This is a genomic window from Kribbella sp. VKM Ac-2569, from assembly GCF_004216905.1.
Lineage (GTDB): Bacteria > Actinomycetota > Actinomycetes > Propionibacteriales > Kribbellaceae > Kribbella.
In genome coordinates this window covers 872612-891848 of the sequence record NZ_SGXJ01000002.1, presented here as the reverse complement: position 1 = coordinate 891848, position 19237 = coordinate 872612, and the positions used below count along the sequence as shown (strand labels likewise).

The window sequence follows — 19237 nt, the reverse complement described above, 5'->3', positions numbered from 1 at the left end:
CAGCAACGACGACGGAGGAGCAGCAGATGGAGAAAGTGACGTCCGCGGACGGTACGACGATCGCCTACGACCGCCTGGGCAGTGGACACCCGCTGATCCTGGTCGGGGGAGCACTGTGCGATCGGCACGCGCTCCGGCCGCTGGCCGACGAGCTGGCGAACCACTTCGACGTGGTGACGTACGACCGTCGCGGCCGCGGTGACTCCGGTGACAACACGTCGTACGACGTCCTGCGCGAGGTGGACGACATCGCCGCGCTACTGACAGCTGTCGGTGGTACGGCGGCTGTCTACGGGCACTCGTCCGGTGCGGGACTGGCGGCGATCGCAGCGAGCAGGCTGCCGTTCACCAGGGTCGTGCTGCACGAACCGCCGTACGGACCGGACGATGTGGACCCGTCGGACGACGGCGAGCAGGTGCTCGAACTGATCCGGGACGGCCAGAACCGGGAGGCGGTCGAACTGTTCCTGCTGATGACGGGCATGCCCAAACCCGAGGCGTTGCAGGTGGCTGCCGCTCCGGGCGTCGCCGAGCTGGCGCCGACGCTCGCCTACGACTTCGCCGTCATGGGCCATGAAGGCACCACCCCGATCGAAACGCTCCGGGCGATCAAACCGCCGACCCTCGTCATCGCCGGGACGGCGACCGCGCCGTTCATGCTCGACGCCGCACACCGCATCGTCTCGATCCTGCCGAACGCGACACTCAAAGAACTACCCGACCAGCATCACGTCGTACCGCCGGAGCTGCTCGCCCCGGTCATTCAGGCGATGATCTCGATCGACACCTTGTCGGGGTAGAAGGCGACGTGGTCGCGGATGTCGGCGACCGCATCGTACGGCTGCTCGTACGTCCAGACCGCGTTCACGCCGTCCGCCCCGGCGGGGAGGAGGCTGTAGTACGACGCGTCGCCCTTGTACGGGCAGTAGGTCTGGTGCTCGGTGCGCTCGAGCAGCGTGAGGTCGACGTCATCCCGCGGGATGTACTGCACCGCCGGGTAGTTCGCCTCCTGCAGCGACAGCGCGTCCCGAGTGTCCGCGATGACCTGGTCGCCGACCTTCACGACCACCCGGTCCGGGTTCTTTCCTACGGTGATCGGGTGGTCCGGTCCAGGAATCTTCACAGTCTTGTCCGCCATAACCGCTGACAACCCGGCACGGCCTCGCCCCATTCCCGGATCCGCGATGATCATCAGATGGAGTTACGGCAGATCCAGTACTTCGTCACCGTCGCCGAGGTACTCAACTTCGGCCGCGCCGCCGAGCAGCTCGGCATCGGCCAGCCGGGCGTGAGTCAGCAGATCGCCCGCCTGGAGCGCGAGCTGGACGTCCTCCTCTTCGACCGCTCGGCCCGCGCCATCCGCCTCACCGAAGCGGGTCAACGGTTCCTTCCCGCCGCCCGCGCCGTACTCGCCTCCGTCGAAGCCGCCCGTACCGCCGCCACAGGCAACCCCGGTCGCACCCTCCGCCTGGGAACCAGCACCGGACTGGGCGAACGGCTCGAGACGGTTGTCGCCGAGCTCTCCGCCGAAGGGCTCCACGTCGAGCTGATCAGCACCTCGACCCGCGCCCGCCTGGATCGCGTCCGTAGTGGCCAGCTGGACGCAGCCTTCGTCCGAGGACTCGACGAGGCAGCCGGCCTGGAGTTCGTCCCGGTCTGGGAAGACGCACTCCTGATCGCCCTCCCCAGGTCCGTCGCCCCGGACCACGAGATCCCATTGAAGGACCTCCGCGAGCTGCCGCTCCGGATCACAGAACGCCGTACGAACCCGCCACTCGTAGACCTGGTGATGTCCGCCTGCGCGGCCGCAGGGTTCGAGCCGGTGCTCGGCCCGCGCTCCAGCAGCCTGCAGGACACGCACGCCGCGATCGGCGCCGGCAGCCCGAGCTGGACGGTCATCTACGAGTCACACGCCCGCCTGCTCCGCGAAGGACGGGTGGTGTTCCGACGGCCAGATCCGCGGCTCGCGCTGACCACGAGCCTCGTGGTCCCGGCCGGGACGACAGTCGGCGGCGACCTCGCCGTACTGCTCGAAGCATGCCGGCGGGCGTCCGATCAGTTCGAGTGATGGGAGGACATCGGATCTGCGCCTCGTTCCCGGCGCCCGGGAGGGCTGGAATGGGCTCAGAACCCAACAACGAAAGGGAAATCTGATGCCCATCGTCACCGTCCTGCAGGGCCCGCGGACCCCGGAACTCAAGCGCGACCTGGTCCAGAAGGTCACCGACGCGTTCGTCGACAGCCTCGGCGTCCCGGCCGCGAGCGTCCAAGTCTGGATCCAGGAGACCCCGCCGGAGAGCTGGGCCGTCGGCGGCACGCTCACGGCTGATAAGTAGTTCCACCGGCGGCCTCCGCGACTTCGGGTCCGAGGGCACGGGCCGGCGTGTAGGCGCCGGGCCGGCCCTCGCCGCGGTCCAGGCGTACGGCGACTTCCGCGGCGGCGCTCGAGGTGAACTCCATCGCCTCCCCGGCCCGCAGCCATCCCTCGCGCACGGTCCCGTCCGCCCAAGTCACCACCGCGTGCCCCCACGAGTGCTCACGCGGTCGCGGCGTCGGCTTCAACTCGATCGCCGCCATCCGACGTACGGCGAAGCGTCGCAGCACCGGGATCTTCAGCAGCGCACCAGCCAACGGCAGCAACGCCCGTACGACGGGTGCCGTCGGCATCAACCCTGACGTCGCCACGACGTCCGGTGCGCCGCTGGCCAGGTGCGCCGCGAGCAGTTCGCCCGTCGGACCACCTGCGGACTTCGCCGTCTGGCCGTCCGGCAACGCGTGCTCGCGTGGATCGGCTGCCAGCCGCGTCGGGACCATCCGACCGTTCTCGTACCGGCGTCCACCGGTGGTCAGCCCCGAGACGATCGACTGCGCCAACGCCTCGCCGAGCTGCCCGCCGTCGATCGCCACCGAAGCCATCGAGTCGACGCGGACGTGTGTCGGCGTCGGCCGGTCCGCGCACAACGCAGCGACCACCGCCTCGGTCCCCAGTACGCCGAATCCAGCGCCGGTGACGAACGTGCTGCCTCCAGCGACCGCCTCGTCGTGCAACGTCAGCAGCCGTGGCATCGCGACCAGATCGTTGGCCAGGTCAACGTAATGCCCGCCAAGTAGGCACGCCCGCGCGATCGGTACGGCGGTCTCGGCGTATCCGCCGATCGTGTTCACCACAACGGCCGGCCGTCGGCGCGCGATCTCGGCGGCGGGTTGGTCGGTCTCGATCACCTCGACATCGGCGAGCCCCAGTTCGGCGGCGGTCTTGTGGAGCCGTTCGGCGTTGCGTCCAACCAGTACCGGCGTACCGCCGCGCGCTGCGACCTGGGCCGCGATCTCGCGCCCGGTTCGCCCGGTCGCGCCAAGAATCCAGATCATGTCGAGCCTCCTGGGGAGTGATGTCTCAGAGTGTCATCACCCACGATAACACTCTGAGACATCACTCTTGCTAGACTCCGGGCATGGCGCGATGGGACCCCGGGGCCGAGCAGCGGCTGCGCAAGGCCGCCCTCGAGCTGTACGCCGAGCATGGGTACGACGCGGTGACCGTCAACCAGATCGCGGAGCACGCGGGCCTGACCCGCCGCTCGTACTTCCGCTACTTCCCGGACAAGCGCGAGGTCCTGTTCGCCGGTTCGGAACGCCTGCCCGCGGCCGTGACCGAGGCGATCCGCGCCGTCGACCCCTCCGTCGCGCCCTGGCCCGCCGTACTGCAGACCGCCGTGGCAATCGGTGAGCTGCTCGCGGACGTGGCCGAGGACACCGACGTACGCCGGGCCGTCATCGCCGCGAGCCCCGAGCTGCAGGAGCGCGAGCGGACCAAGCTCGCGTCCGTCACCGCTGCGCTCCGCGACGGGCTGGAGGAACGAGGGCTGCCGCCGGAGAACGCCGCGCTGATGGCGCAGGTCGGCTCAGCGGTGCTTCAGAACGCTTTCAGCCGGTGGATCGACGGCGGCGGGAAGCGAACGTTCCGGTCCTGCCTGGATGCGGTGGTCGAGTCACTCCGCGGTGAGCTCGACAACTAGGCACGGGCCGCCGTCGAAGGCGCCGCCGTCGATGCCCAGGGCGAGGCCGTCGGCGTACAGGTGCGGGCCGGTCAGGAACTGCGGGTCGATGCCGAGCTGGTCGGCGACGATGCTGTGGCCGTGCACGATCCGGCGGCCGCCGAGGTGCTGGAGCAGGATCCGGGCCACCTCCGGACCGCTCGGGCCGCGGAACGCGTACCGCGACGTCGTCCGGCGCCAGATCTCCCACCACACCTCGATGTCGTCGGAGTGCAGCTCGGCCCCGGCCGTGGCGTTGATCTGGTCGATCGTGTCGCCCCACTCGACGTACTCGGCGGTGTCGGAGTGCATCAGCAACTGGTCGGCATCCAGTCCGAGCAGCGGCCGGTCGAGCAGCCAGGCGACGTCGTCGTCGGTGAGCAGCTCCTGGTCGCGGTCCTGGCCGCCGTTCAGGGCCCAGGAACGCTCGAAGCTGCGCAGCGTGATGCCGTCGTGCGGGACGGACCTGTCGCCGAACTTGTACATCCCGAGCGCGAGGATCTCGTGGTTGCCGAGCAGCATCCGGATCGCGCCGTCCGGTGCCTGCTCGATCAGGCCGCGGACGTACCGCAGGACTCCGATGCCGTCCGGGCCGCGGTCGAAGAAGTCGCCGAGGAACCACAGCCGGGTGTCCTCACCGGTCTCACCGATGCCGGTCCAGTTGCCGTCGGCATCGGTGAGGCCGGCGGCGTGCAGTGCGGCAGTCAGTTTCTCCAGGTGGCCGTGGATGTCGCTCACGGCGTACACCCGCGTCACGTCATCCCCGCACAGTCAGCACGATCAGTACGACGTTGAGGGCCGTGACGGCGGTGGCTACCAGGCATGCGGCGAGAGTAGTCGCCTTCCGGTTGACGAGGTCGCCCATGACGCGCCGGGAAGCGGTCAATCTCACCAACGGCCACAGTGCGCAGGGGATGCCGAAGCTCAGCACCACCTGTGAAACCACGAGCGCGCGGCTCGGGTCGATGCCGATCGCAAGGATCAGCAGGGCGGGGATCAGGGTGATCAGGCGCCGGACCGGCAGCGGGACGTGCCGTTTCCAGAAGCCGTCGAGGATGACCGAGCCGGCGTACGTCCCGACGGACGAGGAGGCGAAGCCGCTGGCCAGCAGGGCGAGCGCGAACAGCAGGGCCGGTAGCTGACCGAGCCGGTCGCCGATCGCGAGGTGGGCGGCGTCGAGGGAGTCGGCGCCGGAGCCCTTCAGCGCGGCCGCGGCCACAACGACCATGGCCAGGTTGACCGCTCCGGCCAGCGCCATCGCCACCGCCACGTCCACCCGAGTGGCACGCAGTACGCGCGACTTGCCGCTCTCGGAACGGATCGTCTTCCAGTGCCGGTCGGTGACCAGTGCGCCGTGCAGCCAGATCGCATGCGGCATCACGGTCGCGCCGAGCATTCCGGCCGCGAGCACCAGTGAATCGGTGCCGTCCAGCCGCGGCACGAGGCCGCCGACCACACCGCTCGCGGACGGGTCCGACTTGACCGTCGACACGACGAAGCCGACCAGTACGACGGCGAGCAGGCCGATGATCGCGGCCTCGAACGGTCGTTGGCCGCGCTTCGACTGATAGATGAGCAGCGCGAACGAGACGATGCCGGTGATCACGCCGCCGACCAGGAGCGGGATGCCGAACAGCAGGTTCAGCGCGATCGCGCCGCCGACGACCTCGGCCAGATCGGTCGCGATCGCGACTACCTCGGCCTGCGCCCACAGCCCCGTCGAGGTGGATCGGCGGAAGTGGTCACGGCAGAGTTGGGGCAGGGTCCGCCCGGTCGCGATGCTCGCTTTGGCGGCCAAATACTGCACCAGGACGGCCATCAGGTTGGCGCCGACGACCACCCAGCACAGCAGGTAGCCGTAAGTCGCGCCGGCGGCGATGTTGGTGGCGAAGTTGCCCGGGTCGACGTACGCGACGGCAGCGACGAACGCCGGTCCGAGCAGTAACAGCCCGGACCGACTCAGTTGCCGCCGCAGCGGCGCCGGTGCATACATGAGAGCAGTCTGTACGACGCCGCCGACAACGCAACCCCTGTGCTCGATTTGAGACGCGCGTTACGCCCAGGCGAAGTGCACCTTGAGAGAGACCACGACGTTCTGGTCGTCGGGCACGATGTTGATCGCCGAGTCGTACGCCTTGGACGCGGACAGCCGCATCTCCGGCCCGAGCGGCGTGTGGCCGTGGTCCTCGGAGATCGCGGTCACCGAGCCCAGGGAGAACCCGGCCAGACCGGCCAGGTGCGCGGCCTTCGTCTTGGCCTGCTGGAACGCCAGCTCCCGGGCCTGGACCAGCAGCTCGGACTTGTCCTCGATGTCGAACTGCAGCCCGTGCAGCGCGAGACTGTTGCCGATAGCATCCACGGCCGCGTTCAGCAGCGCGCCGAAGCCGGTCAGGTCCTTCGTCTCCACCAGGACCGTGTGCGACGCCCGGTACGCCGGGTCCGTGCCAGGCTCCCGGTACTCCTGGAACACGTTCACCGAGCTCGTGCCCAGCTGCGACTCCTCGACCCCCTGCGCCCGCAGCGCCGCGATCACCGCGTCCGTACGCTCGCCGACCGTCGCCACAGCGGCCGCGACATCCGCTGCGACCTGCTCGACGCCGAACGTGACGCGCAGAATGTCCGGCGTACCACTGACCTGCCCTGACCCGACAACACTCACCCCTGTGTCCATAACGGCCAGTCTGGCATCACCTACAAGTCATCTGGGCATCTCACACTGCAGCATCGACTTTCGAGCTGAGGAGACCGTCAATGCGCAGACGACTGCTGACCGTTGCCGCCCTGGCCGGTGTGTTGCTCACCGGCCTGACCACCGCCCAGGCCTCCGGGCGAGACTCTGACGTCACCCGTGCCTTCCAGGCCGCAGACCGCAGTACGGCGTGGTCGCTGGTGGAGCGGGTGCCGCTGAAGTTCCCGACGTACCACCCGCAGGGCTTCGCGCTTGTCGGGGACCTGATCTTTCTGAGCAGTGTTGAGGTGCTGGAGGCGCCGGTGAAGTACCCGGTGCCGGTGGACGGGTACGACCGGACACCCGGCAAGGGCATCGGGCACCTGTTCGTGCTGGACCGGCAAGGCAACCTGAAGAAGGACATCCGGCTCGGCGAGGGTACGGCGTACCACCCGGGCGGGCTGGACTTCGACGGGAAGGACCTGTGGGTGCCGGCTGCGGAGTACCGGCCGAACTCGCGGGCGATCGTCTACACGGTCGACCCGAAGACGTACCGGGTCACCGAGCGTTTCCGGGTGAAGGACCACGTCGGGGGAGTAGTACGTGACCGGACGACCGGCCAGGTACACGGGGTGAGCTGGGGCTCCCGCACCCTCTACGACTGGACCCCTGCCGGCAAGCAGCTTGAGAAGGTCGCCAACGAGTCCCACCTCCTCGACTACCAGGACTGCGACTACGCGGCCCGCGGCAAGCAACTGTGCGGCGGAGTCACCACACTGCCCGGCCCCAACAACACGACGTACGACCTAGGCGGCCTAGCCCTCCTCGACCTCCACACCAACCGCATCCTCCACGAAATCCCCTTCCCCTACTTCTCCCCCACCACGAACCACAACGCCACCCGCAACCCAGTAGCCCTGGAAACCACCCCCACCAAACTCCGCCTGTACACAGCCCCCGACGACGGCGAAAACCTAGGCGGCACCGAACTCCAGATCTACGAAACCCCACTCAAGTAGGTGGGGGTCGGACGTGCAGGCCATCACAATCGCCACCCGGAACGACGCTCAGGCGTGAACGCTCCTGTCGGCCGCCCATTGTGATGGCCTGGCGGTTCGCATCAGCTAGCCCGGCGGATTATTCGGGCGGAGATGTTGTGGTGGTGGCAGAGGGAGAGGAGGGCGGTGCCGTCTATTAGTTGGAGGGGTTTGCCTCCTGCGAACTGGTAGCTGGTGGGGCCGAAGCCGGAGGTGGTGATGAGGATGCCTTTGGTGGCGCCGGCGTCGAGGACGGTGCCGAAGAGGTCGCGGACGGCGGACGGTGGGACGGTGCGGGTCCAGAGCTTCGCCTGGACGACGAACTTGCCGCCGGTGATCGGCCGGGGGTCGTAGGCCACGCAGTCGATCCCGCCGTCCGTGCCGCGCCGGAACAACCTGGTCTCCAGGCCCATCCGTGTGAGCAGGTTGTGGACCAGGTGCTCGAAGGACTCGGGGCTGAGCTCCAGCAGGTTCGGGCGGGCGTCGATCTCGCTGATCACATCCACTGCCTCGACAGTGCGCGGATCGGTCAGGTCGAACTCCAGCACCGGCTCCACCGGCTGCAGCTCCTCCGGGTGCTGTGACACCTCCGCAGCGAAGTAGTGCCGTACACACGCCACCGGGTCGAGTTGGTCCAGCACCAGCGCCTGGTACTGCTCCCGCGTCGCCCGCAACGTGACGAGGCACGGCCGCACGGTATGCCCGGTAGTGAGGTCAACTGACTCCACCATCCCGTTGAACACGACCGTCTCGACCACGCCGTACCTGTCACTCCCGAAGACCAGATGCAGCGCCCGCAATGCCAACTGCGCCACCAGTTGCTGATAGAGCCGCCGCAGCTCCACCTGCTCCCGCGGTACGGCGAGCACTGCATCCAGCGAACGGTCATAGCGGTACGACGCCTCAGCTGGTACGACGCTGACGTCGGGTAGATCCCACTCCACCGCGAGCAGCGTCGACTCGGGGACGTATCCAACCTTGCGCCGGCGTGGAAAGTCCAGCGGCTCGGGCACCCGGTCCAGTGCCTTCGTGAAGTAGCGCGTCACGGCGGCTCGGTCGTGGTTCTGCACCGCGCGTTCGTACGCGTCGATCCGCGCGTGCTGTTCCGCGGTCGCCTCGTCGAGCCGACGCTGGTGCTCGGCCTGCTCCCGTACTGCGCGCGCGGTCCGCTCCCGGCGGGCCTCCTCGTACGCCCGGTGCCGTTCGATCGCCTCCGCGAACCGGTCCTCCGCGTCGGCGAGTCGACGCGCGAACCTGCGCTCGGCGCCCCACCAGCGGAACCGGCCCGGCGGGTGGGGCACGAACGCACCCCAGACAGGTCCGGGATGCGCCTCGAGATCGGCCGGTGACACGGTCGGCGGCGCCCGTCGCGGTGCCCGTTTCAGGCTCTGCAGATCGGTGCCGTGGACATCGACGGCCAGCGCGTCGGCCAGGATGCCGTTCAGAACCTGGACGCGTTCCTGCACCGCAGCGGTACGTTGCGCCGCTTCGGCAGTACGCCCAGGCGGACGGTCGCTGCGGGCGTGACCTTCCACCGATCGGCCCATCGCCTCACACCTCTCCACTCCACGGTAACGGGCCGACCACGCTCCGCGACCGAAGATGACAGAGAGTTGGCAAGGACATTGCTTGCCGTCCACCCCCTGTTTCCTGCCGCGCGTGCACTTGCAGACCCATCTGACCGGCGTGAACATGGCAACCATGAGCCAGCCGTCGTATGCGTCCGGGGTGTCCGAGGTTCCGTTGCTGGGCGAGACGATCGGCGCGAACCTGAGACGCACGATCGGCACGTGCGGCGACCGCGAGGCGCTCGTGGAGGTGCAGACCGGACGACGCTGGACGTACGACGAGTTCGGCGCCGAGGTCGAACTGGTCGCGCGCGGCCTGATGGCCCGGGGGATCGCGAAGGGTGATCGGGTCGGCATCTGGGCCCCGAACCAGGCCGAATGGACGATCACGCAGTACGCCACCGCGCTGATGGGCGCGATCCTGGTGAACATCAACCCGGCGTACCGCACGCACGAGCTGGCCTACGCGCTGAACCAGTCCGGTGTCCGGCTGCTCGTCTCCGCAACCGCCTTCAAAACAAGCGATTACCGGTCGATGGTCGAGGAAGTGAAGCCCAACCTCGCCACGCTGGAGGAGACGATCTACCTCGGCACCGGCGACTGGGACGCCCTGCGCGACGACGCCGAACGGATCCCGGTCGACGAGCTGCACGCCCGCGAGGCGGAGCTGTCCTTCGACGACCCGATCAACATCCAGTACACCAGCGGTACGACGGGATTCCCGAAGGGCGCGACCCTCAGCCACCACAACATCCTGAACAACGGCTTCTTCGTCACCGAGACGATCGCGTTCACCGCCGAGGACCGGCTGTGTATCCCGGTGCCGTTCTACCACTGCTTCGGCATGGTGATGGGCAACCTCGGCTGCACCACGCACGGCGCGTGCATGGTGATCCCGGGGCCGGCGTTCGACCCGGCCGCAACGCTCAAAGCCGTTCAGGACGAACGATGCACCGGGCTGTACGGCGTACCGACGATGTTCATCGCCGAACTCGGGCTACCGGACTTCGCGGACTACGACCTGACGTCGTTGCGGACCGGCGTGATGGCCGGATCGCCGTGCCCGATCGAGGTGATGAAGCGCTGCGTCGCGGACATGCACATGGCCGAGGTCGCGATCTGCTACGGCATGACCGAGACGTCGCCGGTGTCCACGCAGACGAGGCGGGACGACGACCTGGACCGCCGTACGTCGACCGTCGGCCGCGTGATGCCGCATGTCGAGGTGAAGCTCGTCGACCCGGCGACCGGTCTCGTCGTCGAAAGAGGTGAGCCCGGCGAGCTGTGCACCCGCGGGTACTCCGTGATGCTCGGGTACTGGGACGAGCCGGAGAAGACTGCGGAGGCGATCGACGAGGCGCGCTGGATGCACACCGGGGATCTCGCGACGATGCGCGAGGACGGATATGTGAACATCGTCGGCCGGATCAAGGACATGGTCATCCGCGGCGGCGAGAACGTGTACCCGCGGGAGATCGAGGAGTTCCTCTACACCCACCCGTCGATCGCCGACGTCCAGGTCATTGGTGTCCCCGACGAGAAGTACGGCGAGGAACTCTGCGCCTGGATCAAACTCAAGCCCGGCGCGGATCCGCTCGACGCGGAAGCGATCAGAACGTTCGCCAGCGGCAAACTCGCCCACTTCAAGATCCCGCGCTACGTCCTGCTCGTCGACGACTTCCCGATGACCGTCACCGGGAAGATCCGCAAGGTCGAGATGCGCGAGAAGTCGGTCGAACTCCTGGGGCTGTGACCTGTACGGGCCTGCCCGGGCCTGGAAGGGTGGGTGGAAGTCACGTGTCGCGGACGGGGGGCGTTCGTGGGGGAGCTGCACACTGACGAGGGGAACACCCATGAAACTGCGCCATCGAACAACCATGGCCTGCGGAGCTGCGCTGCTGGCGATGACAGCCGCGGTCCCGGCGGCGGCCGCGCCGATCGAGCGAGGGCACTTCGAGGATGCCGGCAACGGCGTGATCGAGGACTTCTGCGGCAGCGGGGACGACGTGCACTTCGACTTCACGAACTGGGGATCGTTCCAGTACCGCACGAACCCGAGGGGCGGACTGCCCTACTTCCGGGAGAACGCGCACCTGACCAACACCCTGACGAACCTGTCCAACGACAAGGTCGTGACTCATGTGCTTGATCTTGTTCACAAGGACACCCAGGTGACCGACAACGGGGACGGCACCCTGACGATCAGGATTCGTGAGACGGCCGGTGACAGATGGTTCGACTCCAGCGGCCGACTGGTCCTTCAGGACAGCGGGGCCGTGTGGTTCGACATCCTGGTCGACAACGGCGGCACTCCCACAAACCCGTTCGACGACGAGTTCATCGACTCGTTGGGAGACGTCAAGGTCGTCGGTCAGGAAGGCAACGCGACCGACGAGAACTTCTGCGACAAGATCCTCGCGATCATCGGCTGACAGTTAGGTCTTCAGGTGTTCCGCGAAGGCCTTGACCGAGGGGGTCTGTTCGCCGCGGCGCCAGACGAGGGCGAGGGCGGAGTCGGGGAGGCCGGTCAGGGGGACGGTGGCGATACCTGCCCGTCCGTTGAGGGCGGCGGTGGGTTGGCAGATGAGCATCGCGCCACGGTTGGCGGCGATCAGTGAGAGGCCTTCCTGCAAGGTGGCGACGTCGGGGCCGCGGTGGATGAGCGCGCCGCTGGGCGTCTGGGTGGGTGCTTGCGCCTGGCGCCAGTAGCCGGGCGCCGGGCCGGAGAAGGCGATCAGGGTCTCGCCGGCCAGGTCCTCGGCGTCGACCGAGGGTCGGTCGGCGAGCCGGTGCCGTTTGCAGACCGCGAGCGTCTGCGGGTGACGCGAGAAGACCGGGCCGACGACCAGGTCGTCCTCGGCGACCGGCAGCAGTACGACGGCGGCGTCGACGGTGCCGCGACGGAGCGCCCCGAACGGATCGTTCAGCGGGAGTTCGCAGACGTCGATCAGGCAGTTCGGGTTACGCGCCTGGAACGCCGACACCGCCCGGAGAATCTCGTCGTTCGCGGCACCCTGGAACCCGATCCGCAGCTTGCCCTTCACGCAGGCGGCGTACTCGCGGGCGTTTTCGACCACCCGCTCCAAAGCGGCGTACGCCGGCCGCAGTGACGTCAGGAACTCCTTGCCCAGCGGCGTCAGCGCGACCCGACGGCTGGTCCGCTCGAACAACGGCCCGCCGATCCGCCGCTCCAGCGACTGCAGTTGCTGGCTGACCCGGCTCTGCGAGAGATAGAGCCGCTCCGCGGTACGCCCGAAGTGCAGCTCCTCGGACAACACCAGGAAGCACTCCAGTTCGCGGATCTCGACAGCCATAACTCCACGATCATCGATTAGCTCAGCTAATACAAGCATGACCACATCGCCGTTGTTCCGCACCACCTCGCGGACGCTCACTGGTTGTATGACAACGATCTGCGTCGACCAGCCGGCCACCGACGCGCGGGCGTGGGCCGCGTCCGTGACCATGGCCGCCACAGTCTTCACCGTGGTCACCGCCGAGATGCTCCCGGTCGGCCTGCTCACCCCGATGAGCGACACGCTGCACATCACCGAAGGCACCGCCGGCCTGAGCCTCACCGTCACCGGCATCGTGTCCGCGGTCGCCTCACCTGTCCTCCCGTTGCTGCTCGGCAAGCTCGACCGCAGGACAGTCCTCAGCGGTCTGATGGTCCTGCTCGCCGCCGCCGCGTTCATCGCCGCAGCGGCCCCGGTCTACCCGATCTTCCTCGCAGCCCGCGTCCTGATGGGCGTCTCGATCGGCGGCGTCTGGCTCTTCACCGTCAGCCTCGCGCGCCGCGTCGTACCCGAACACGCCGCCGGACCGGCCACCTCACTCATCTTCAGCGGCATCGGAATCGCCTCCGTGCTAGGGATTCCGGCCGGTGCGTACGTCGGTGAACTCGTCGGCTGGCGCTGGGCCTTCGCCGGCGTGGGCCTGATCGCACTCGGACTGACTGTTGCTCTAAGCATCTTCTTGCCCAACCTGCCCCCGGAGTGCGCGGTCCGGCTCGCAGACGTACGGGAAGTACTGCAGATCAAGCAGGTTCGCGTCGGCCTGGTCCTCGTTGCGCTGATCGTGACCGGCCACTTCGCGGCGTACACCTACATCCGCCCGCTCCTCGAGCCGCACACCGGCCCGGCGCTGATCGGAACCCTGCTCCTCGCGTACGGCGTGGCCGGTGTCATCGGCAACTTCCTCACCGGCGCCCTCCGCCCGACCCGCGCTCTCGCCGTCATCGCAGGCGGCATCGCCCTGACAGCGCTGGCCATGCCCGTCCTCGGCACCACCCTCGCCGGATCCCTTGTACTGCTGGTGATCTGGGGCCTCGCGTACGGCGGAACAAGCGTCAGCACGCAAGCGTGGGGACACGCGGCGGCGCCCAGTGCCCCCGAATCATCGTCCGCTGTGCTGGTGGGCATTTACAACGGATCGATCGCACTGGGCGCCTTCACCGGCGGCCAGGTCGCCGACCATCTCGGTACGACGACGGTCACCTGGCTTCCCGCGATCCTCGCGACCGCGGCGCTCGTTGTTCTCCTAGCGAACCGCCGCCAGCGCGGCTGAGTCCTCGTCGCCGAAGTCGTCCTCGAGCTTCTCCGGGGAGTAGTCGAGGTCGATCCCGGCCACGTCCGCGCCGACGGCCGACTCGATCGCGCCGAGCCGGCGGGTGGCGCGATCGCCGGCGTACGTCATCAACGCGGTCGGGTTGATCTCGGGCGGGAGCTCGGGGGAGTTGTCCATCGCCCACTGGATCTGGGTCAGCGCGTGCGGGAGGAGTTCCTCCATCGTGTCGGTGACGACCTTCCAGTTCGACGCGTCCCCGGCGACGTGCCGGCGGCAGGTGAACGTGCCCCAGGCCATGTGCCGGCGCTCGTCGTCGCCGATCCGGCGGATCAGCTCCTGCATCCCGGGCAGGACGCCGCGCGCCGTACAGAGCAGGTTCCAGGCGTGGTACCCGGTGAGCGCCAGAGTTCCTTCCACCACGTGGTTGTAGGTCACCGACGCGCGAACCTGGTTGGCCGGCGAGGGGTCGTCGGCGAGCGACTTGAGCGCGACGGGCAGCGCCTCGTAGAAGATCGCGCGGTAGCCCGGGTTGTTCTCGACGTACCGATGCAGGTCCTCGGTGACGCCGACGGCGTCCAGCCAGAGCCGGAAGACCGCGGTGTGCTTGGCCTCCTCGAAGCAGAACTGGGTCAGGTACATCTCGTCGCCGAACCGCCCCTCGGCGGCCATCGCCTGCAGGAACGGCTGCAGGTCCTCGGTGACTGCTTCCTCACCCGCGATGAACTGCGAGCAGAGCATCAACGCGTTGTCCTTGTCGTTGTCGCCCAGCTCCTGCCAGTCCTTGGCGTCCTGACTGAAGTCGATGTCGCGCGGGTTCCAGAACTTGCGGTTGCCCTTGTCGAACAGCCGAAGTGGCAACGCGTCCCAGTTCAGCCCACCGGCCCGGAGCGAGGTGAAGCCCTGTCTGTGCAGCTCGTTCATACGTGCAACCTCCGCGACTCGGCTAAGAAGGGCGAGAGGACGCGAGCCAGCTGCGCCGCCACCACCGCCGGGGGAGGGCCCGGGGTGACGATGTGGCTGATGACGACGCGCAAGGCGACGTCGACGCAGCTGGTCGCGTCCTCCGCGGGAACCTCCGGCCAGTGCTCTCTGACATGGGCATCCAGCCGAAGGTGTGCCAGCTCCAGCACCTGCTGCCCCCGTGTCGTCAGCAGCTGACTGGCCTGGTCCGATCCCGGCTGGCCGAGCGCCGCCTTCACCAGCGGGTTCTCCCCAGCCAGCGTGAGCGCCCGCTCGACCGCGGCCCGGAGGCCGTCGATCGGATCGGACTGCTCGGCGAGCGCTCCGTTGACATCCAGCAGGAACCGTTCGGTCTCGCGTGCCGCGACGGCCTCCAGTACGCCCCACTTGTCGCCGAACTCGTTGTAGACGGTCTGCCGGGACACCCCGGTACGACGAGCCACTTCGGCCATCCGAAGCCCGTCGTACCCACCTGTTTCGATGGCGTCCTGCGCAGCGTCCAGCAACTCGTCACGCAGCCGGCGTTTGGTTCGATCGGCAAACGAGTCCATGCGGACGAGGGTTTACAAAACAGCATCAGATGTCAAGTGTTCGGACGTCGTGTCTCTAGTTGTCAAGTACGGAGAAGTGCGATGCGTCGCCCGTTCGCGGCGTACTGCGGACGCCGTCCACGCTCACCGGTACGTCGCCGGCGAGCGTGATCCGGTGCAGCCGACGGGGCAGGTCGTCGTAGTCCGCGACGCCGTAGTGCTGCGTTGCGCGGTTGTCCCAGATCGCCAGGTCGCCCGGCTGCCACTGCCAGCGGACGGTGTTGTCGAGGTTCGTGACCCGGTTCTGCAGGAGCTGGAACAGCGCGGTCGTCTCGGTGCTGCTCAGCCCGACGAACCGGCGTACGAAATGACCGAGCACGAGCGCGCGCTCGCCGGTCTCGGGGTGGATGCGGACCACCGGGTGCTCGGTCTCGAACACCTTCGACTCGAACTGTTTGCGGTGCTCCTCGACCTTCACGTCCACGCCGCCGATGCGCCCCTCATCGGCATGTCCGGCGTAGTCGTACTTGTTGCTGTGCACCGCCCACAGGCGATCGACGAGCGCCTGCAGCGACTGCGGCAGATTCGCGTACGCCGTGACCGTGTTGGCCCAGGTGGTGTTCCCGCCGTACGCCGGGAGCGTGACAGCGCGGAGCAGACTGATCGCGGGGATCCGGTCGATGAACGTGACGTCGGTATGCCAGCTGTTCGCCTTGCTGTAGTCGGAGTCGATCGGCAGCACGTTCGCGGCGCCGTCGAGGCTCTTCGAGGTCGGGTGCGCGAGTGTCGGCGTACCGAGCAGCTTCGCGAACGCGAGCTGGCCGGCGTCGTCGAGGTGGTGCTGGTCGCGGAAGAAGATCACCTTCTGGTCGAGCAGGGCCTGCCGGATCGCGGCGACGGTCTCCGGCGCCAGGTCGCCGCCGAGCTCGACGTTGCCGATCACCGCGCCGATCGCCCCGCCGGCCTTGGCGACGGTGATCTCCGGTGCTTCCAGTTGCGTGGTCATGGGTGCTCCCTCACGGTTGGTTAACATCTATAATCCGACTGATTTAGTAGACATAGCGGTCGTTTCGGGATGCGAGATCCGGCAGGCGGGGGAAGCACGTAGGGTTGGGGACGTGTCAACCGCCGAGATCCAGCCTTCCGCCGATACCGCTGACGTTCCGGAGTTGGTCGTCGGATTCGACCTGGACATGACGCTGATCGACTCCCGGCCCGGGATCCAGGCCGTCTGGGACCTGCTGGCCGCGGAGACCGGCGTGCCGATCGACACCGACCTGGTGGTGAGCCGGCTCGGGCCGCCGCTGACCTGGGAGATGGCGAATTGGTTCCCGCCCGAGCAGGTCGACGCGATGGTCGCGCGGTACCGCGAGCACTACCCGTCGCACGCGATCACGGGCAGCCTGCCACTGCCGGGCGTGGCCGAGTCGCTGGCCGCGATCCGGGCGTTGCGCGGGCGGACGATGGTCGTCTCGGCGAAGTACACCCCGTCAGTCCGGCTGCACCTCGAGCACCTCGGCCTGGACGTCGACGAGCCGGTCGGCGACCTGCACGGCGCCGAGAAAGGTACGGCGCTGCGCGAGCACGAGGCCACGATCTACGTCGGCGACCACACTGCTGACATCGACGGCGCGCACGCGGCCGGTGCGGTCGCGGTGTCGGTCGCGACCGGCCCGTTCACCGCGGACGAGCTGCGCGCGTACGGCGCCGACGTCGTGCTGAACGACCTGACCGAGTTCCCGGCCTGGCTCGACGAGTACGTGCTCGAGCAGCGGCTCGAAGCGCTCATGCGGCGGCTGTCGTCGTACGACAAGATGGTGGTCGCGTTCAGCGGCGGCGCCGACTCGGCCTTCCTTCTCGCGGCAGCGGCGCGGGCGATCGGCCCGGCGAACGTCGTCGCGGCGACGGCAGTGTCTCCTTCGCTTCCGGCCGCGGAGCTCGAGCCGGCGGCGCGGTTCGCGGATACTCTCGGCGTCCGCCACGTCACGCCGCACACGCACGAGATGGAGCGCGAGGGGTACCAAGCGAACTCGGGCGCCCGGTGCTACTTCTGCAAGGCGGAGCTGGTCGAGACGCTGCAGCCGATCGCGGACGAGTTCGGGATCACCGCGATCGCGACCGGGACGAACGCGGACGACGCGATCGCCGGCTTCCGGCCGGGGATCCGGGCCGCCTTCGAGCGCGGCGCGCTGACGCCGCTGAAGGACGCGCGGCTGACCAAGGCGCAGATCCGTACGGCGTCGCGCAGTTGGGGTCTCGAGACGTCCGACAAGCCAGCCGCGGCGTGCCTGTCGAGCCGGATCGCGTACGGCATCCGCATCACCCCGAACCTGCTCGTGCGCGTCGATCGCGCCGAGCAAGCGGTCCGTTCGCGGCTGGCGTCGTACGGCGTCCAGAACGTGCGGGTCCGGGACCTCGGAGAGAGCGCCTCCATCGAGATCGACGCCGCGCTGCTGGATCAGGTGGACCAGCAGTCGCTGGTGAATGCGGTCATGGCCGAAGGGTTCCCGGCGGCGCGGGTGGACCCGCGCGGGTTCCGGTCCGGATCGATGAACGAACGGCTGCCGGAGCCGGAAAAGTACCGGAACTTGTAAGGGGTGCGGGAAGTCTGCTTGATCAGGTAGTTTCCCGGAGGCGCCGCCGCGCCGGTTCACGTACGCTGGGTTTTCAGTCGCGCTTCGCGCTCGATTGCTTCCGAACGATTGACGACTACTGCGCTTGTTTTAAAGAGAGGTCTCCCGTGCCCGTTGGCAAGGTGAAGTGGTATGACTCCGAGAAGGGGTTCGGATTCCTCAGCAAGGAGGAGGGCGGGGACGTCTACGTCCGCGCCGAGGCCTTGCCGTCGGGTGTCACCAACCTGAAGCCGGGCCAGAAGGTCGAGTTCGGTGTCGTCGAGGGACGCAAGGGTGAGCAGGCTCTCCAGGTCCGGCTGATCGACCCGCCGCCGTCGGTGGCGAAGGCGATGCGGCCGAAGCCCGAGGACATGCAGGTCGTCATCGAGGACCTGATCAAACTCCTCGACCGCCTCGGCGAGGGCTACCGCCGCGGCCGCCAGCCCGACAGCAAGTCCGCCCGCCAGGTCGCCACCGTCCTCCGCGGCGTCGCCGACAAACTCGACGTCTGACCCACCCGGTCAGCGCGTCGCGCGGGTGATGCGGGTGTGGATGCCGTCGAGGACGGTGTTCAGGCCGAAGCCGAACTCGGCTGCGTCGAAGTCGCCGGCGTAGCCCTCGTCGAGGGGCTGCTCGAGGGTGGCCGCGATCCCGGGGAAACGGTCCGGGGTCGCGAGCATCGTCAGGCGCTCCGTGTAGAGCCGGTCGGCCACGCGGACCTCGTCCGGTTCGGTGAGCATGTTCGCGGTCAGTTGCGCCGTACCGCGGACGTAGATGTTCACCAGCAGCATCGCGGACAGCCGGTCCTGCGGCGTGAGCGGCGTACCGTCGAACGCGTCCAGCCCCGACTCCATCCAGGCCAGCTGGTTCGGTGACAGCGGGGGCTCCTGGATCGGGATCTGCAGGATCCACGGGTGCCGCCGCAGCCCGTCGCGGAACGCCTCGGCCCAGGCGGTGATCCGGCCGCGCCAGTCGAGCTCCGGGTCCAGGACCGGCGGCTCGGCGAAGGCATGCTCGAGCATCACGACGTACAGGTCGTCCTTGGCGTCGACGTACCGGTAGAGCGACATCGTGGTGAAGCCGAGCTCGGCCGCCACCTTGCTCATCGAGACCGCGGCCAGCCCGCCCGCGTCGGCCAGCTTGATCGCGGCCCGCGCGATGTCGCTGATGTGGAACGCCGGCTTCGGCCCCGGGCGGCTCCGCCCCTCGATTCCCCAGAGCTGCTGCAGCACCCGCGGCAGTTCGTTCTCGTCCATGGTCAC

21 protein-coding genes are annotated in these 19237 nt (G+C 68.3%); 10 read left to right on the top strand and 11 right to left on the bottom strand.

Translation table 11 applies throughout. From position 1 onward, the window contains the following. The first annotated feature begins 26 nt into the window (after positions 1–26). Positions 27–800, top strand: a complete 774-nt coding sequence (locus EV649_RS17390; protein ID WP_130384476.1) for an alpha/beta hydrolase — start codon at positions 27–29, stop codon at positions 798–800. On the opposite strand, the gene EV649_RS17385 is transcribed toward EV649_RS17390, so the two are convergent. After that, a complete protein-coding gene (locus tag EV649_RS17385; RefSeq protein ID WP_241998312.1) occupies positions 764–1123 on the bottom strand; it encodes a DUF427 domain-containing protein in 360 nt (119 codons plus the stop codon). The two genes, EV649_RS17390 and EV649_RS17385, sit on opposite strands and share 37 nt — an antisense overlap. Positions 1124–1195: 72 nt before the next feature. Here EV649_RS17385 and EV649_RS17380 point away from each other — a divergent pair, with 72 nt between their 5' ends. Further along, the gene (locus EV649_RS17380) at positions 1196–2068 is read left to right on the top strand and encodes a LysR family transcriptional regulator (RefSeq protein WP_130384474.1); all 873 of its coding nucleotides are present in this window, start codon (positions 1196–1198) and stop codon (positions 2066–2068) included. Continuing rightward, positions 2055–2336, top strand: coding sequence for a 4-oxalocrotonate tautomerase family protein (locus EV649_RS17375; RefSeq protein WP_347233138.1), 282 nt, complete (start codon positions 2055–2057; stop codon positions 2334–2336). Before EV649_RS17380 ends, EV649_RS17375 begins: the two co-directional genes overlap by 14 nt. On the opposite strand, the gene EV649_RS17370 is transcribed toward EV649_RS17375, so the two are convergent. Continuing rightward, complete coding sequence (locus EV649_RS17370) at positions 2320–3369, bottom strand: saccharopine dehydrogenase NADP-binding domain-containing protein (RefSeq protein ID WP_130384472.1); 1050 nt, start codon at positions 3367–3369, stop codon at positions 2320–2322. The genes EV649_RS17375 and EV649_RS17370 overlap by 17 nt on opposite strands. Before the next feature lie 83 nt (positions 3370–3452). Between EV649_RS17370 and EV649_RS17365 the strand changes: the two genes are divergently transcribed. Next, complete coding sequence (locus EV649_RS17365; protein WP_130384471.1) at positions 3453–4016, top strand: TetR/AcrR family transcriptional regulator; 564 nt, start codon at positions 3453–3455, stop codon at positions 4014–4016. Here EV649_RS17365 and EV649_RS17360 read toward each other — a convergent pair. Genes EV649_RS17360 through EV649_RS17350 form a run of 3 tightly spaced genes read right to left on the bottom strand, consistent with a single transcriptional unit; the run spans position 3990 to position 6693 of the window. Next, the gene (locus EV649_RS17360) at positions 3990–4772 is read right to left on the bottom strand and encodes a metallophosphoesterase (RefSeq protein ID WP_241998310.1); all 783 of its coding nucleotides are present in this window, start codon (positions 4770–4772) and stop codon (positions 3990–3992) included. The genes EV649_RS17365 and EV649_RS17360 overlap by 27 nt on opposite strands. Before the next feature lie 19 nt (positions 4773–4791). Further along, positions 4792–6027 (bottom strand): Nramp family divalent metal transporter, encoded by a 1236-nt coding sequence (locus EV649_RS17355; RefSeq protein WP_130384469.1) that lies wholly within the window; start codon positions 6025–6027, stop codon positions 4792–4794. A 60-nt stretch (positions 6028–6087) separates the two neighbouring features. Next, the gene (locus EV649_RS17350) at positions 6088–6693 is read right to left on the bottom strand and encodes an SIMPL domain-containing protein (protein WP_241998308.1); all 606 of its coding nucleotides are present in this window, start codon (positions 6691–6693) and stop codon (positions 6088–6090) included. Between the two features lie 92 nt (positions 6694–6785). Between EV649_RS17350 and EV649_RS17345 the strand changes: the two genes are divergently transcribed. Next, positions 6786–7721 carry a DUF6454 family protein gene (locus tag EV649_RS17345; RefSeq protein WP_130384467.1) on the top strand — a complete coding sequence of 312 codons (936 nt, stop codon included), beginning with the start codon at positions 6786–6788 and terminating at the stop codon, positions 7719–7721. Positions 7722–7822: 101 nt separating this feature from the next. Here EV649_RS17345 and EV649_RS17340 read toward each other — a convergent pair whose 3' ends face one another. Then, a complete protein-coding gene (locus EV649_RS17340) occupies positions 7823–9286 on the bottom strand; it encodes a restriction endonuclease (RefSeq protein ID WP_130384466.1) in 1464 nt (487 codons plus the stop codon). A 145-nt stretch (positions 9287–9431) separates the two neighbouring features. Between EV649_RS17340 and EV649_RS17335 the strand changes: the two genes are divergently transcribed. Together EV649_RS17335 and EV649_RS17330 are read left to right on the top strand one after the other, a co-directional pair. Next, positions 9432–11060: an AMP-binding protein gene (locus EV649_RS17335; protein ID WP_130385083.1), complete on the top strand. Its 1629-nt coding sequence runs from the start codon at positions 9432–9434 to the stop codon at positions 11058–11060. A gap of 100 nt (positions 11061–11160) precedes the next feature. Then, entirely contained in the window at positions 11161–11739 is a 579-nt protein-coding gene (locus EV649_RS17330) for a hypothetical protein (RefSeq protein ID WP_130384465.1), read from the top strand. 3 nt (positions 11740–11742) lie between these two features. On the opposite strand, the gene EV649_RS17325 is transcribed toward EV649_RS17330, so the two are convergent. Beyond that, positions 11743–12621, bottom strand: coding sequence for a LysR family transcriptional regulator (locus EV649_RS17325; protein WP_198682541.1), 879 nt, complete (start codon positions 12619–12621; stop codon positions 11743–11745). Between the two features lie 88 nt (positions 12622–12709). On the opposite strand from EV649_RS17325, the gene EV649_RS17320 reads away from it, so the two are divergent. Then, positions 12710–13873, top strand: a complete 1164-nt coding sequence (locus tag EV649_RS17320; RefSeq protein WP_130384464.1) for an MFS transporter — start codon at positions 12710–12712, stop codon at positions 13871–13873. On the opposite strand, the gene EV649_RS17315 is transcribed toward EV649_RS17320, so the two are convergent. From EV649_RS17315 to EV649_RS17305, 3 genes are read right to left on the bottom strand one after another with little or no spacing between them, the layout of a single operon-like run. Continuing rightward, a complete protein-coding gene (locus tag EV649_RS17315) occupies positions 13847–14794 on the bottom strand; it encodes a R2-like ligand-binding oxidase (protein WP_130384463.1) in 948 nt (315 codons plus the stop codon). The genes EV649_RS17320 and EV649_RS17315 overlap by 27 nt on opposite strands. Beyond that, the gene (locus EV649_RS17310; RefSeq protein ID WP_130384462.1) at positions 14791–15384 is read right to left on the bottom strand and encodes a TetR family transcriptional regulator; all 594 of its coding nucleotides are present in this window, start codon (positions 15382–15384) and stop codon (positions 14791–14793) included. Before EV649_RS17310 ends, EV649_RS17315 begins: the two co-directional genes overlap by 4 nt. A gap of 55 nt (positions 15385–15439) precedes the next feature. After that, positions 15440–16369 (bottom strand): TauD/TfdA family dioxygenase, encoded by a 930-nt coding sequence (locus tag EV649_RS17305; protein WP_130384461.1) that lies wholly within the window; start codon positions 16367–16369, stop codon positions 15440–15442. A 112-nt stretch (positions 16370–16481) separates the two neighbouring features. Between EV649_RS17305 and larE the strand changes: the two genes are divergently transcribed. Together larE and EV649_RS17295 are read left to right on the top strand one after the other, a co-directional pair. Then, positions 16482–17957 carry an ATP-dependent sacrificial sulfur transferase LarE gene (gene larE / locus EV649_RS17300; protein ID WP_130384460.1) on the top strand — a complete coding sequence of 492 codons (1476 nt, stop codon included), beginning with the start codon at positions 16482–16484 and terminating at the stop codon, positions 17955–17957. A 146-nt stretch (positions 17958–18103) separates the two neighbouring features. Continuing rightward, a complete protein-coding gene (locus EV649_RS17295) occupies positions 18104–18487 on the top strand; it encodes a cold-shock protein (protein WP_130384459.1) in 384 nt (127 codons plus the stop codon). Between the two features lie 9 nt (positions 18488–18496). On the opposite strand, the gene EV649_RS17290 is transcribed toward EV649_RS17295, so the two are convergent. After that, entirely contained in the window at positions 18497–19231 is a 735-nt protein-coding gene (locus EV649_RS17290; RefSeq protein ID WP_198682540.1) for a TetR/AcrR family transcriptional regulator, read from the bottom strand. Between the last annotated feature and the right edge of the window lie 6 nt (positions 19232–19237).